Raw genomic sequence first — 14,112 nt, forward strand, 5'->3', positions numbered from 1 at the left:
TCTGAGGATTGAGCAATGAAAATGAATTTCATGCTGGCGATGTTGCCATTAATGGTGGCGACCAGCGTCTGGGCAGCGGATACGCCAGAGAATGCCGCGCTAATTAAACGTGGTGAATATCTGGCGATCGCCGGTGACTGTACCGCCTGCCATACCGCGCCGGGTGCGGATAAAACCGCAAAATTTGGCGGCGGCTATCCGCTGGCGTCCCCTTTCGGGGTGATTTACGGCACAAATATTTCATCCGATAAAGAGTTTGGGATCGGCAACTGGACGGACGATGAATTTGTGCGGGCTGTGCGCGAAGGCGTGGGTAAAGAGGGTCAGCAGCTCTATCCGGCAATGCCGTATGACTCATTTACCAAAATGAAACGCGAAGACGTGCTGGCGATCAAAGCCTATCTGATGTCGCAACCGGCGGTACATTCTGCCGGACCGCAGACTGATTTGTCGTTTCCATTCAACCAGCGCTGGGGCATGCGCGTCTGGAAATGGTTTAACTTCGACAAAGGTGAGCTGAAAAACGATCCGTCGAAATCCGCCGAATGGAACCGTGGCGCGTATCTGGTCGAAGCACTTGAGCACTGCGGCACCTGCCACACACCTCGCACGCTGACCATGGGCATGGATACCGACAACGCCTTTTCCGGCGGTGATTTAGGATCCTGGGTGGCGTTTAACATCACCCCGGATAAAAATGCCGGTATCGGTAACTGGTCGCAGGAAGAGCTGGTGACTTACCTGAAAACCGGGTTTGTCGCCGGGAAAGCCTCGGCTTCCGGTGCGATGGGTGAAGCCATTGAGCACAGTCTCCAGCATTTATCCGACAGCGATCTGAATGCCATCGCCACCTACATCCGGTCCGTTCCGGCAGTGAGTGATGATAAGCAAACTAAACCGCGCGATGAATGGGGCCAGAAAAATCAGGATGTGTATCCGGTGCGCGCACAGGGTCTGTCGATGGATAAATCCGCCGCGGCGTTGTTTAACGCCAGCTGCGCCGCGTGTCACGGCAAAGGCGGGGAAGGAATTGGCGAAGGGTTCCACGCCTATCCGTCACTGTTCAACCATTCCAGCACCGGGTCTTACGACAACCGCAATCAGGTGTCGGTTATCCTGAATGGCGTTCAGCGCCACATGGAGAAAGGTGAAGTCATGATGCCATCTTTCGCTAACCAGCTGGACGACGAGCAGATTGCCATACTGAGTAACTACGTCAGCCAGCAGTTTGGCAATCCGGCGGCGGCGACGGTCACCGCGAAGGACGTCGCAAAAATGCGAAAAGCCGCAGACCTGACCTCTCCGCCAAAAATTGAGGAAGGCACGCAGAAGTAACGCGCACGGAAGTCACGTACGCACAGCAGTAAAAAGGGGCCGGTGACCGGCTCCTTTTCTTTTTCATTCTCAGGGGTATCGGGAAGGCGGACGTTTATCACCCAGTGCGGCCAGGGTCAGAATAGAACTGCCGACGACGCGATTCTTCCCATGCCTTTTGGCCTCGTACAGAGACAAATCAGCAAGTTTCAGCGATTTACGGATAATCATTCCCGGCAGATACAGCGAAACACCCAGTGACACCGTCACCTTTAGTTCCCTGCCATCCTCAAGAATAATCAGGCAATCCTCGACTTCTTTGCGGATACGTTCGGCAATCGCCAGCAGCGTATCGGGATCGTAATTCGAGGTCATCACCAGAAACTCTTCGCCGCCGTAGCGCCCTGCAAAATCATCATTGCGCGTCAGATGCCGTAATAAACGCCCTACCTCTATCAACACCCGGTCTCCGGCCAGATGCCCGAGCGTGTCGTTCACGTGCTTGAAGTTATCGATGTCCAGCAGGATCAGCCCGCAGGCTTCGCGCTGGATCTGCCGCTGCGCCAGCCAGTAATCGATGCTGGCGCGATTGTTGATTTGTGTCAGTTCATCGGTCGCGGCCTTCACGCGAATGGTGAAGACTTTGCTCATGTACATCTCTTTATAATTCAGCGCGTGATAACAGAGGATCATGCAACCGGCGGCAATGACCTGATAAAAAATCAGTTCTGACCAGGGAACGTCGATCCCATGAATACCCGATACCAGTGCCAGGCGGAAAATACCGACCAAAATAATGGTGATATACAGTTCGCGGTGTTTACGTCTTTGCCAGACGCGGAAAGTGAACAGCGTACAAAGAATAATGGCGATAAACAGATTATTGAGGGTGAACATGCCGCTGAATAAAAACGCCACAATAAAACTGCACAGCCCGCTAAGCCAGCCACCAAAAAAGGTCACTAAAATCATCGGCAGCATTTCGAAGCTGAAGGATAAGTCGTCGACCAGTACCAGTCGGTTGTTACGCAAATACAGGGCAGTAAATCCCGCCACTACGCCGAAGACGATGCGTTTCCAGTGCGCTCCTTTAAAGGTGAAGGGTTCGCTGCGACTCAGGACAAAAAAGATGATCGACAGCGTGGCATACGTAACGCAAATATCCGCATACAAGCTATTGAGCGATAATATATCCGGCATAGATAAATGCGTCCCCTCACGCTTTTCTCTCCAAATTACGGGTTTTAACTTAAATATAGATGATCAACGCCTTGATTGTTCCCGACAGTTAAATATAGCGGGACGTGTCACATTGCAGGGAATTAAACTGGCGCACAGGTTACAGGCCAGAGCCTTGCCACTCCTTGATTTACATCTAGATGACGTCGGGATGATCGGCGTAAGCTAGCGCTTTCGGGTAATGGATGACCCGTGTTCTTTTCAATCCTTTTTCGTCAGGTGGTTTACGCCGTATGAATACCTCAGGAAGTCGCCGTGTCAGGCTGTTCAGTGCTCTGATTGATGCCTGTTTCCATGAAAAATACTCTCTCCCACGTCTCCTCAAAGATGCCATTGCCGGTGTCACTGTCGGGATCATCGCGATCCCACTCGCCATGGCGCTGGCCATTGCCAGCGGTGTTCCGCCGCAATACGGGCTTTATACGTCAGCGATAGCAGGGATTGTGATCGCTATTTGCGGCGGTTCTCGCTTTAGCGTTTCCGGACCGACCGCCGCGTTTGTGGTGATCCTCTTCCCGGTCTCACAACAGTTTGGCCTCTCCGGTTTATTACTGGCGACGCTGATGTCCGGTTTCATTCTCCTGCTGATGGGGCTGGCGCGCTTTGGCCGTCTTATTGAATACATTCCGCTGCCGGTGACGCTCGGTTTCACCTCGGGGATTGCCATCACTATCGGTACCATGCAATTCAAAGACTTCTTCGGGCTGACAATGGCGACGGTGCCGGAGCACTATCTGAGTAAAGTCGCGGCGCTGGTGATGGCCATGCCGACGCTGGATTTCGGCGATGCGGCCATAGGTATCGTGACGCTCGGCGTGCTGATCTTCTGGCCGAAACTGGGGCTGCGCGTACCGGGGCATCTTCCGGCTTTGCTGGCGGGCTGCGCGGTGATGGCAATTTTCATGCAGGCCGGACATCCGGTCGCCACCATTGGTTCGCGTTTTCATTATCTTCTGCCTGATGGTTCACAGGGCAACGGCATTCCGGCGATCCTGCCGCAGTTCACGCTCCCCTGGAATCAGGGCAGTGGCCTGAGCTGGTCGCTGGTACAGGCATTATTACCGGCAGCCTTTTCGATGGCCATTCTTGGCGCGATTGAATCGCTGCTGTGCGCCGTGGTACTCGATGGAATGACCGGTAAAAAGCACCACTCGGACAGTGAACTGATCGGTCAGGGTATCGGTAATATCGTCAGCCCGTTCTTTGGGGGTATCACCGCGACGGCAGCCATTGCCCGCTCGGCGGCGAACGTCCGCGCGGGGGCAACCTCACCGGTTTCCGCCATCATTCACTCACTACTGGTGATCCTCGCCCTGCTGGTGCTCGCGCCGTGGCTTTCCTGGCTGCCGCTGGCGGCGATGGCCGCATTGCTGCTGATGGTCGCGTGGAACATGAGCGAAGCCCATAAAGTGGTGGATTTGCTGCGCCGCGCACCAAAAGACGACATTTTGGTGATGCTGACCTGCATGAGCCTCACCGTGCTGTTCGACATGGTGATCGCTATCACCGCCGGTATTGTGATGGCCTCGCTGCTGTTTATGCGGCGTATCGCTAAACTCACCCGCCTGACGGAAGTCCCGGTCGAGACGCCGGACAATATGCTGGTCATGCGTATCAACGGCCCGCTGTTCTTCGCCGCCGCCGAACGTATCTTCAGCGAATTACAGTCACGCAGCTCAGGCAAGAAAGTGATCGTTTTACTGTGGGATCGCGTGGCGGTGCTGGATGCCGGTGGCGTGAATGCATTACGCAACTTCATCGACAACCTGACGGAAGGTACCGAAGTTCGCATCGCTGAAATTCCCTTCCAGCCGCTGAAAACCCTGGCCCGCGCCAGAATGCAGCCGATCGAAGGCAAACTGAGTTTCTACGGCAAGCTGGAGGAAGCACTTTACGTGAATCCCGTAAATTAACCGAAGCCCGTAAACAACAAAGGCGACCACAGTGGTCGCCTTTGTTCATTCCGATACCGCCAGATTATTTGCTGGTATCGAGTGCCGGGAAGCTTTTCACCAGATCGTCGATGGCTTTCATCTGAACCAGGAAAGGTTCCAGTTTCTCTAAAGGCAGTGCGGACGGGCCGTCGCATTTCGCGTTAGCCGGATCTTCATGCGCTTCGATAAACAGACCGGCGATACCGACCGCCATACCCGCACGCGCCAGCTCAGCAACCTGAGCACGACGGCCGCCGGACGCTGCGCCAAACGGGTCGCGGGTTTGCAGGGCGTGGGTCACGTCGAAGATGACCGGATGACCGCCTGTGGCATTGATCATCACGTTCATGCCCAGCATGTCGACAACCAGATTGTCATAACCGAAGTTGCTGCCACGATCGCACAGAATGACCTGATCGTTGCCGCCTTCTTTGAATTTATCGACGATGTTACCCATCTGACCAGGGCTGACGAACTGTGGTTTTTTCACGTTAATGACTGCGCCGGTTTTCGCCATCGCTTCCACTAAGTCAGTCTGACGCGCCAGAAACGCAGGCAGCTGGATAACGTCAACCACTTCAGAGACCGGCTGCGCCTGCCAGGATTCGTGAACGTCGGTGATGATTTTCACGCCGAAAGCCTGCTTCAGCTCCTGGAAAATCTTCATGCCTTCGTCGAGACCCGGACCACGGTAAGAATGAATCGATGAGCGGTTGGCTTTATCGAAAGACGCCTTGAAAACGTAAGGAATGCCCAGTTTCTGCGTCACGGTGACGTAGTGTTCGCACACGCGCATCGCCATTTCGCGCGATTCGAGTACGTTCATCCCACCGAACAACACAAACGGCAGATCGTTGGCGACGTTGATGTCCTGAATGCTAACCACTTTATGTTTCATGCTTTGGCCTTTTTAGTGATAAATCCTTCATCTGCGACCGCCTTCAGAGGCGCTTTTCGATACTCGTCAGATGATAACGTAAGGTAATAATAAATTAATGCAGCGTCACGTGCTTGTGTTCAATCGCATGGATCTGCACTTTGATCACTTCTGAAATCGGGTCTTCCGGGCACTGTTCAACAAAATAATTAAGATCTGACACCGCCACCTGGTTGCAATCGAGCTGCACGTAAATCAGGCCACGATCGCGGATTTCGTAAGGGTCTTCCGGATCAAACTGCAACACGGTTTCACTTGCCCGCAGCGCCAGTTCAAACTGTCTTTCTTCCATCAGCGCTGCTTTTAGCGTATCGAGCATTTTACGCACGATCACGGTGTTTTCCGCTTCTTCCAGATCGTCGTCTTCGATTTCTGCCGTGATGCCGAGATTGCCCTTGAGCCAGACGCTGAGCATATGCTCGTTAAGGGTGTCGCCGTTGATAGGATTGAGCAACCACATCTCTTCATCCAGCCAGTCTGCGCGCAGGATCAGCTGCGTGGGGAATATGACCGGCATCAGTGGTAAGTCAAGTTCGTGCGCAATGTGCAGAAAAATCACACCCAGCGAGACCGGTGTGCCCTGCTTAGAGGCCAACACTTTATCGATCCAGATAGCATCGGACAGGCGATACACACCGCCCGCGCCGCCGAATCCCCAGGTGCGGTAAAACAGTTCAATCAGGACTTCGAGCTGCTGATCCTGATCGAGATCTTCAGGCACGGCACGGCGCGCTTCATCAACCAGCAGTTGCAACTGACGGCGGACATCTTCCGCATTGAAATCAAAGCGCACGGACTCTGTCACTTTGATCACTCCGGCACTGAGACGGGCAGTGTTAAATTCGAAATCAGCAAGGGTACTCATAGTTATCCCAATAGCAGCGGCATTTTCGTCAGCGCCAGTTTGAGAACCAGATAGAGACAAGCCAGGGCCAGAATAAAGGCCAGCCAGCGTGTTTTCTGGCTAACGGGGCGCTTGCTCAGGGCTACAAAACCTAACGCGATGTAGATAATAACGCCGAAAAGCTTTTCGGTCAGCCAGGTTCCCTGTGGGCTGAACGGATAAAAGTGTGTGATGAAGATAAGCGAGATACCGCTTAATAACAGCAACGTGTCCACCACGTGCGGCACGACCTTCACCCAGCGTTTCTGCATCATAGCAGAACCCGCCCATTTCCAGAAAAAACGTAAAACAAACAGCGTAATACTCAGCGTAATAGTGAGCAAATGCAGATTTTTTATCCAGACGTAGGTCATTGCCCGCTTCCTCGGATATTTCGAATTATTATAGGGTTAGATGGCTACGCCCATTGCCCGAGCGTTACGCGATCGTTGTCGCCGTAATCTTTTACGGTCGATACCTGCTGATAACCGGCGTCACGCATCAGCGCCTGAACGTCATCCGCCTGCTGCCAGCCGTGTTCGAGTAACAGCCAGCCGCCCTGCTGAAGATACGCCGGTGCGTTGAGAATAATATGAGCCAGATCAGCCAGACCGGCATTATCGGCAACCAGCGCACTCGCCGGTTCAAAACGTACGTCACCCTGAGCCAGATGGGGATCGGCGGCGTCAATATACGGCGGATTACTGGCGATAAGCGCGAAGTTTTCACCGGCCACCGGTGTGAACCAGCTGCCTTGCAGGAAACGTGCGTTGGGGATGGCGAGCTTTTGCGCATTATGTTGCGCCAGGCTGACTGCTGCGGGTTGCAGATCAATACCTGTTATCTGGCAGTCCGGACGCTCGCTGGCAATCGCCAAAGCAATCGCGCCGGTGCCGGTGCCTAAATCCAGTACCCGAACCGGTCCTTGTGGCAAGCGTGCAAGCGCCTGTTCCACAAGACATTCGGTATCAGGGCGGGGAATCAACGTGGCGGGGGAAACCGAGAGCGGTAGCGACCAGAATTCGCGCTCGCCGGTCAGATAGGCAACCGGCTCCCCCCGCTCGCGGCGTGCCAGCAGAGTCCCGAGCTGTTGAAGTTGCTCAGCCGAAAGCGCTGTTTCACCAAACGCCATTATGAAAGTTCTTGCCCGGCCAGTCACAAAGCCGAGCAAGATTTCCGCATCACGCTTCGGGCTTTCGCCCCCGGCCAGACGCGCGGTAGCGTCACGCAGCCAGTGCTGAAAATCCATTAGTCCTGCTCAGACAACGCAGCGAGCTGATCGGCCTGATATTCCTGCACGATCGGCTGGATAAGTGCATCCAGTTTGCCTTCCATCACTTCGTCCAGACGGTAAATCGTCAGGTTGATACGGTGATCGGTAACACGGCCCTGCGGGAAGTTATAGGTACGGTTACGGTCAGAACGGTCACCGGTGCCCAGCAGGTTCCGCCGCGTTGAAGCCTCTTCTGCATGGCGTTTAGCCACTTCGGCGGCACGGATACGCGCGCCCAGCACGGACAACGCTTTGGCTTTGTTTTTGTGCTGTGAACGCTCGTCCTGACATTCCACCACGATACCGGTGGGAATGTGCGTAATACGGATCGCGGAGTCGGTGGTGTTAACGTGCTGACCGCCCGCCCCGGAAGAACGGAAGGTATCAATGCGCAAATCACCGGCGTTGATTTCCGGCATTTCGGCTTCAGGGATTTCTGGCATTACCGCCACGGTACAGGCGGATGTATGAATACGCCCCTGAGATTCGGTTTCAGGCACGCGCTGAACGCGGTGTCCGCCCGACTCAAATTTGAACTGGCCGTAAGCGCCCTCGCCGATCACTTTGGCAATCACTTCTTTATAACCACCGTGTTCGCCTTCGCTGGCGCTCACGATTTCCACGCGCCAGCGACGCATTTCAGCGTAACGGCTGTACATGCGGAATAAATCACCGGCAAAAATCGCCGCTTCATCGCCACCGGTTCCGGCACGGATTTCAAGAAAACAGCCGCGCTCGTCATCAGGATCTTTCGGCAACAGGAGAAGCTGTAATTTTTCTTCGAGCTCTTCGATGGTGGCTTTGCAGTCTTTGATTTCGTCCTGCGCCATTTCGCGCATCTCGGGATCGTCGAGCATCATTTCGGCGGTTTCTAAATCTTCCTGCGCCTGACGCCAGGCCAGAAAACACTCAGAAACGGCGGTTAACTGGGAGTACTCGCGGGAAAGACCGCGAAATTTGTCCTGATCGGCAATAACGCTGGCGTCGCCGAGCATCGCCTGCACTTCTTCGTGGCGCTCTTGTAACGCTTCCAGTTTGGCAACAATAGAAGGCTTCATGCGTGGTGTTTAACCCTGTGAGAAAAGGAGGAACTATTGCTGACCCAGCCCGAGGCTGTCGCGTAAAATTTGCAAACGCTCCACATCACCGTCGCTGGCTGCCTGTTGCAGAGAACGGGTTGGCGCGTGAATAAGGCGGTTTGTCAATTTGTGGGCTAATTCATGGATCACCGCCTGGACGTCAGCGCCCTGCGCAATCGCTGCGATCGCTTTGGCTTCTGCGTCGGCGCGAATAATATCAGCACGCGAGCGATAATCACGAATAATTTCAACGGCTCCCTGCGAACGCAGCCAGGCCATGAAGTTGGAGCTCTCCTGCTCAACGATAGTTTCTGCCTGGATAGCGGCAGCTTTGCGTTGGGCAAGATTGTTTTGAATGATGCTGTGCAGGTCATCAACGCTATACAGATAGGCGTTGGCCAGTTTGCCGACTTCGGGCTCGATATCGCGCGGAACGGCAATATCCACCATCAGCATTGGCTGGTTACGGCGGGCTTTCAATGCGCGTTCCACCATGCCTTTACCAATAATCGGCAGCGGGCTGGCAGTCGAACTAATAATGATGTCAGCTTCGGCCAGACGGGAATCGATATCCTGCAGGCTGATGACTTCCGCATTGACTTCAGTTGCCAGCGCCTGCGCACGTTCGCGGGTACGGTTGGCAATCATCATATGGCGGACGTTATGCTGATGCAGATGGCGCGCGACCAGCTCGATGGTTTCACCCGCACCGACCAGCAACACGCTCACTTCTGAAAGGGATTCGAAAATCTGACGCGCCAGCGTACAGGCGGCAAACGCAACAGAAACGGCACTGGCACCAATATCAGTTTCAGTACGCACACGTTTTGCGACGGAGAAGGACTTCTGGAACAGACGCTCCAGTTCACCGGAAACCGCCTGACCATTTTGAGATTCGGCAAAGGCCTTTTTGACCTGCCCGAGAATTTGCGGCTCGCCAAGCACCAGGGAATCCAGCCCGCTGGCGACGCGCATCAGATGGCTGACGGCTTCATTCCCGTGATGCCAGTACAAGCTTTTGCGCACTTCATCTTCGCTAAGATGATGATAGTCGCACAACCATTTCACTAACTGATCCTGCAGATTGCCTTGCTGTTCGACGCTGAGGTACAGCTCAGTGCGGTTGCACGTAGACAACACCACGCCGCCCTGCACCAGCGGTTGCTGGAGCAGACTGGAGAGCGCCTGATCGAGTGTCTCGGGTGAAAAGGTTACCCGTTCCCGCAGAGACACCGGGGCCGTTTTGTGGTTGATACCTAATGCAAGCAGGGTCATATAGGGAGCGGTTATCGGTTTATACTTTATAATAGTATGGGTTTACGTCTGCTGCGCATTCTACAAGATGCGCGAGATCAATAAAAGGCGTACAGCATCATCGGTTAAATCCTGATGTGGATTTGGTTCTGCTTTTCTGATCTTTGCGTTTGCAGCACCCTGCCAGAAGAATCCCAGCGACGAACGGGGCAGAAATGTAAAAAAACCAGTTATCTCATTGATTTTTATTTCTGACCTTTTACCCACAACAAAAATAAACTTTCTCCATTACAAGAAAGACATTAATTATCAACACTCAATATGTAGAGTTATTAAATATATCATGTAGATCGTTTCAGCTGCTACTTACCTTGCCCCATGGCAATATTCTTTTCATTATCCCATACAAGAGAAAAAAGAAGAGTAAGCATGTTAAAAACAATGTCATTTGATCAAGAGGATTATATTGCAGGTCATAAAAAATTAAAAAAACACGATGATGGGTGTTGTTTTTCTCTGGCTCTCGCATGGTTATATGCGACAAGTAAATATAAATTGAGTGGAGATTACTTTGAGAAAAAGAAAGTACAATCGAGAGTATCACGCTGGCAAAAGTGGCATGTGAAAGAACTGAAAAAGTCTCTTCTCTCGCAAACGGACAATCTCTATTTTGACGATAATGACAAGCTGATTCTCAGTTCTGGCAGTGCTTTCGCTAAAAATAACATACGACTCTACAATACGGTCATTGCTGAACAAGTTAAGAAGTGGGGGCATAAACGCAATCTTAATTTAGCCAGTTCTAAAACAAATTTTTTCACCGGAAACATTGATAGCGCATTCACTACATCCCTTTTTAAGGAGGCGATAGGTTCTCAAACTGCCCCCTTATATGGACTCATTATTATTAATGGCGTATTGGGTGTACATGCAATGGGCTATTCACTGACCAACGACCGTGACGCCATTCGTTTCTTTGATTCTAATAAAGGTGAATTTACATTTCAAAGAAAAAATGATTTTTCAGATTTCATTAATGAATATATGAGTGCCGTGTACCCCAGACTGGGTGATAGCTGGCTTGTACTGAAAATGAATAAAACAGATAAGAAACATTTTTTTTCATTTTAAAATCATAAATATTATTTCACGTCACCCTGACCTTGAAACAAGGTCAGGGTGACGTCCTTTAGCCCTTCGATTACCCCCCGCGTAGAGGGTATTCCCCTCAGCATTGTCCCAAAACAGGTGTATCACCGATCATCAGCACAGGGTTGAGAACACCCGATGCGTTGGCTGTGCTAAACTAGCGCACGCCGAATTTGTCCTGGCACCTTTTGGTTTATCGAGTCATTTTGTTAACCAAAACAACATTTCGCCATCGCACAAAGGATTTAATCTGTTATGCCAATGCGTAAAACCCATTTTGTTCGCCTTCTCCCTCTTGCAAGCTTAGTGCTTGCCGCGTGTTCTTTTAATACGCCCAAAGGCCCGGCGACCAGCCCGACGTCGGCGCAATGGCGTGAACACGAAGCTCAGGTCAAACAGCTTGACCACTATCAGACCCGCGGCTCTTTTGCTTATCTTTCTGATAAACAGAAAGTCTATGCCCGCTTTTTCTGGCAACAATATTCCCGCGACAGCTACCGTTTACTGCTGACTAACCCGCTCGGCAGCACCGAAATGGAGCTAAAAGTACAAAGCGGCGTGGCGCAGTTGACCAATAATGAAGGCAAGCATTACACCAGCGACAATCCAGACGACATGATCCAGAAGCTGACCGGTATGTCGATCCCGCTGGATAATCTGCGTTTGTGGATGCTCGGCCTGCCGGGTGATGGCACCGATTTCACCCTCGACAGCCAGTACCGCCTGTCTCAGGTCAAGTTCACGCAGAACGGCAAACCGGGCACCGTGGTTTATCAAAGCTACGACGACGATGCCAAACCTTCCCTGCCGCAGCGTCTGGAAATGACGCAGGGCGAACAACGCATCAAGCTGAAAATGGATAACTGGACGCTTAACTGAGATGACGCAGCAATTGTGGCCGTCTCCGGCTAAACTCAATTTGTTCCTCTATATCACCGGGCAGCGCCCGAACGGCTATCACGACTTGCAGACGCTGTTTCAGTTTGTGGATTACGGCGACAGCCTGAGTTTTACCGTACGTGATGACAGCGCGATCGTGCTGACCACGCCAACGGACGGCGTGGCGGATGACGAGAATCTGGTTATCCGCGCCGCGCGTCTGTTGCAGTCACACGCGGGCGTCTCTCTGGGTGCGGAGATTTCTCTGCAAAAACGTATCCCGATGGGCGGCGGTCTGGGTGGCGGTTCGTCCAACGCAGCGACCGTGCTCATCGCGCTCAATACGTTATGGAATTGTGGCTATTCTGATACCGAACTGGCGCAGCTGGGTATCCGCCTCGGTGCCGATGTGCCCGTTTTTGTGACAGGTCATGCGGCCTTTGCTGAAGGCGTCGGCGAGATTTTGCACCCGGTAGAACCGCCGGAAAAATGGTTTCTGATTGCCCACCCCGGCGTGAGTATTCCGACCCCGGTGATTTTCGGCGATCCTGAACTGACCAGAAATACACCAAAACGCACTGTTAATGTGCTTTTGAACACGCCTTACGCAAATGATTGCGAACCGATTGCGAGAAAACGATTTTACGAGGTTGAACAGCTACTTTCTTGGCTGTTAGAATACGCGCCGTCAAGACTGACTGGGACAGGGGCTTGTGTGTTTGCCGAATTCGACACCGAATCTGCTGCCCGTCACGTTTTAGACAAAGCCCCATCGTGGATGCGGGGTTTTGTCGCGAAAGGCGTTAACATCTCGCCCTTGCACCGTTTTCGTGAAACCTGGTTGAGGGATGCGGGCAAAGCGTAGAGCGTCACAGTCGTTTTGTGTCTGTTCTTTGCCAGCTAATTGCTACAACTTATTCACACCGAGTTTTGTTTTAAGATTCAAGATTTATTACCCTAAATAATTCGAGTTGCAGGAAGGCGGCAATCGAATGACTCCCAACGAGCTTGCTCATGTAAGTGATTTGGGTGAATGAGAGCAGCCAACGAATCTGCGGCTCGAAGTATGACGGGTAAGTTTTTTCTCGTGAGCATAATGCTTTGGTACCGCTCACCGCCCGGTGGTGCCAAAAGCCAATGTCTTCCCTGGACGCAAGCCTGAGGTTCTTCTCGTGCCTGATATGAAGCTTTTTGCTGGTAACGCCACCCCGGAACTAGCACAACGTATTGCCAACCGTTTATACACCAGCCTTGGTGACGCCGCCGTCAGTCGTTTCAGTGACGGTGAAGTAAGTGTGCAAATCAACGAAAATGTACGTGGCGGAGATATTTTCATTATCCAGTCCACCTGCGCGCCTACTAACGATAACCTGATGGAACTGGTCGTGATGGTTGATGCCTTACGCCGCGCATCCGCCGGTCGTATCACCGCCGTTATTCCTTACTTCGGCTACGCACGTCAGGATCGCCGGGTTCGTTCAGCCCGTGTCCCTATCACCGCGAAAGTGGTGGCTGATTTCCTCTCCAGCGTTGGCGTTGACCGCGTTCTGACCGTGGATCTCCACGCAGAGCAAATTCAGGGCTTCTTCGATGTCCCTGTAGACAACGTATTCGGCAGCCCAATCCTGCTCGAAGACATGCTGCAACAGAACCTGGAAAACCCAATCGTGGTTTCTCCGGACATCGGTGGCGTTGTCCGCGCCCGTGCCGTCGCTAAACTGCTCAACGATACCGACATGGCCATCATTGATAAACGTCGCCCACGCGCAAACGTTTCTCAGGTGATGCACATCATCGGTGACGTCGCTGGCCGTGATTGCGTTCTGGTTGATGACATGATTGATACCGGTGGCACGCTGTGTAAAGCGGCTGAAGCACTGAAAGAACGCGGTGCAAAACGCGTATTCGCCTATGCAACTCACCCGATCTTCTCCGGCAATGCAGTGGAAAACATCCGTAACTCCGTCATCGACGAAGTGATCGTATGCGACACCATCCCGCTCTCCGCTGAAATTCGTGCGCTGAAGAAAGTCCGTACCCTGACGCTGTCAGGTATGCTGGCCGAGGCTATCCGCCGCATCAGTAACGAAGAATCCATTTCTGCGATGTTCGAGCATTAATCATCACGCCCCTGTTTTCAGGGGCGTTTTGTTTTAAATGTTTTGATTCAT

At 52.6% G+C, this 14,112-nt stretch carries 13 protein-coding genes; 6 read left to right on the forward strand and 7 right to left on the reverse strand.

Going from position 1 to position 14,112, the window contains the following annotated elements:
- Positions 1 to 15 precede the first annotated feature (15 nt).
- Positions 16 to 1,335, forward strand: coding sequence for a c-type cytochrome (locus tag I2123_RS13095; protein WP_213050663.1), 1,320 nt, complete (start codon positions 16 to 18; stop codon positions 1,333 to 1,335).
- A gap of 69 nt (positions 1,336 to 1,404) precedes the next feature.
- Here I2123_RS13095 and I2123_RS13100 read toward each other — a convergent pair whose 3' ends face one another.
- A complete protein-coding gene (locus tag I2123_RS13100; protein WP_213050664.1) occupies positions 1,405 to 2,514 on the reverse strand; it encodes a GGDEF domain-containing protein in 1,110 nt (369 codons plus the stop codon).
- A 272-nt stretch (positions 2,515 to 2,786) separates the two neighbouring features.
- On the opposite strand from I2123_RS13100, the gene dauA reads away from it, so the two are divergent.
- Complete coding sequence (gene dauA / locus I2123_RS13105; protein ID WP_213050665.1) at positions 2,787 to 4,466, forward strand: C4-dicarboxylic acid transporter DauA; 1,680 nt, start codon at positions 2,787 to 2,789, stop codon at positions 4,464 to 4,466.
- A gap of 64 nt (positions 4,467 to 4,530) precedes the next feature.
- Here dauA and kdsA read toward each other — a convergent pair whose 3' ends face one another.
- From kdsA to hemA, 6 genes are all read right to left on the reverse strand, one after another.
- Complete coding sequence (gene kdsA / locus I2123_RS13110) at positions 4,531 to 5,385, reverse strand: 3-deoxy-8-phosphooctulonate synthase (RefSeq protein WP_112167711.1); 855 nt, start codon at positions 5,383 to 5,385, stop codon at positions 4,531 to 4,533.
- 94 nt (positions 5,386 to 5,479) lie between these two features.
- Positions 5,480 to 6,289, reverse strand: a complete 810-nt coding sequence (sirB1, locus tag I2123_RS13115) for an invasion regulator SirB1 (RefSeq protein ID WP_112167710.1) — start codon at positions 6,287 to 6,289, stop codon at positions 5,480 to 5,482.
- Between the two features lie 2 nt (positions 6,290 to 6,291).
- Positions 6,292 to 6,681 carry a SirB2 family protein gene (locus tag I2123_RS13120; RefSeq protein ID WP_112167709.1) on the reverse strand — a complete coding sequence of 130 codons (390 nt, stop codon included), beginning with the start codon at positions 6,679 to 6,681 and terminating at the stop codon, positions 6,292 to 6,294.
- A 44-nt stretch (positions 6,682 to 6,725) separates the two neighbouring features.
- On the reverse strand, positions 6,726 to 7,556 hold the full coding sequence (gene prmC, locus I2123_RS13125) for a peptide chain release factor N(5)-glutamine methyltransferase (RefSeq protein WP_213050666.1): 831 nt from the start codon (positions 7,554 to 7,556) through the stop codon (positions 6,726 to 6,728).
- Positions 7,556 to 8,638, reverse strand: a complete 1,083-nt coding sequence (gene prfA / locus I2123_RS13130; RefSeq protein ID WP_112167707.1) for a peptide chain release factor 1 — start codon at positions 8,636 to 8,638, stop codon at positions 7,556 to 7,558. Before prfA ends, prmC begins: the two co-directional genes overlap by 1 nt.
- Before the next feature lie 33 nt (positions 8,639 to 8,671).
- On the reverse strand, positions 8,672 to 9,934 hold the full coding sequence (gene hemA / locus I2123_RS13135) for a glutamyl-tRNA reductase (protein ID WP_112167706.1): 1,263 nt from the start codon (positions 9,932 to 9,934) through the stop codon (positions 8,672 to 8,674).
- Positions 9,935 to 10,342: 408 nt separating this feature from the next.
- Between hemA and I2123_RS13140 the strand changes: the two genes are divergently transcribed.
- The 4 genes from I2123_RS13140 (at position 10,343) to prs (ending at position 14,061) form a co-directional block, all read left to right on the forward strand.
- Entirely contained in the window at positions 10,343 to 11,044 is a 702-nt protein-coding gene (locus I2123_RS13140; protein ID WP_213050667.1) for a YopT-type cysteine protease domain-containing protein, read from the forward strand.
- A gap of 273 nt (positions 11,045 to 11,317) precedes the next feature.
- The gene (gene lolB / locus I2123_RS13145; RefSeq protein WP_112167704.1) at positions 11,318 to 11,941 is read left to right on the forward strand and encodes a lipoprotein insertase outer membrane protein LolB; all 624 of its coding nucleotides are present in this window, start codon (positions 11,318 to 11,320) and stop codon (positions 11,939 to 11,941) included.
- A gap of 1 nt (position 11,942) precedes the next feature.
- Positions 11,943 to 12,806, forward strand: a complete 864-nt coding sequence (gene ispE, locus I2123_RS13150; RefSeq protein WP_112167703.1) for a 4-(cytidine 5'-diphospho)-2-C-methyl-D-erythritol kinase — start codon at positions 11,943 to 11,945, stop codon at positions 12,804 to 12,806.
- A 307-nt stretch (positions 12,807 to 13,113) separates the two neighbouring features.
- A complete protein-coding gene (prs, locus tag I2123_RS13155) occupies positions 13,114 to 14,061 on the forward strand; it encodes a ribose-phosphate diphosphokinase (protein WP_104921955.1) in 948 nt (315 codons plus the stop codon).
- Positions 14,062 to 14,112 lie beyond the last annotated feature (51 nt).

It is taken from the genome of Rahnella inusitata (genome assembly GCF_018288855.1).
Taxonomy (GTDB): domain Bacteria; phylum Pseudomonadota; class Gammaproteobacteria; order Enterobacterales; family Enterobacteriaceae; genus Rahnella; species Rahnella inusitata.

Coding starts and splice junctions, on each gene's coding strand:
- I2123_RS13095 (WP_213050663.1), top strand. CDS start 16: ATGAAAATGAATTTCATGCTGGCGATGTTGCCATTAATGGTGGCGACC.
- I2123_RS13100 (WP_213050664.1), bottom strand. CDS start 2,514: ATGCCGGATATATTATCGCTCAATAGCTTGTATGCGGATATTTGCGTT.
- dauA (WP_213050665.1), top strand. CDS start 2,787: ATGAATACCTCAGGAAGTCGCCGTGTCAGGCTGTTCAGTGCTCTGATT.
- kdsA (WP_112167711.1), bottom strand. CDS start 5,385: ATGAAACATAAAGTGGTTAGCATTCAGGACATCAACGTCGCCAACGAT.
- sirB1 (WP_112167710.1), bottom strand. CDS start 6,289: ATGAGTACCCTTGCTGATTTCGAATTTAACACTGCCCGTCTCAGTGCC.
- I2123_RS13120 (WP_112167709.1), bottom strand. CDS start 6,681: ATGACCTACGTCTGGATAAAAAATCTGCATTTGCTCACTATTACGCTG.
- prmC (WP_213050666.1), bottom strand. CDS start 7,556: ATGGATTTTCAGCACTGGCTGCGTGACGCTACCGCGCGTCTGGCCGGG.
- prfA (WP_112167707.1), bottom strand. CDS start 8,638: ATGAAGCCTTCTATTGTTGCCAAACTGGAAGCGTTACAAGAGCGCCAC.
- hemA (WP_112167706.1), bottom strand. CDS start 9,934: ATGACCCTGCTTGCATTAGGTATCAACCACAAAACGGCCCCGGTGTCT.
- I2123_RS13140 (WP_213050667.1), top strand. CDS start 10,343: ATGTTAAAAACAATGTCATTTGATCAAGAGGATTATATTGCAGGTCAT.
- lolB (WP_112167704.1), top strand. CDS start 11,318: ATGCCAATGCGTAAAACCCATTTTGTTCGCCTTCTCCCTCTTGCAAGC.
- ispE (WP_112167703.1), top strand. CDS start 11,943: ATGACGCAGCAATTGTGGCCGTCTCCGGCTAAACTCAATTTGTTCCTC.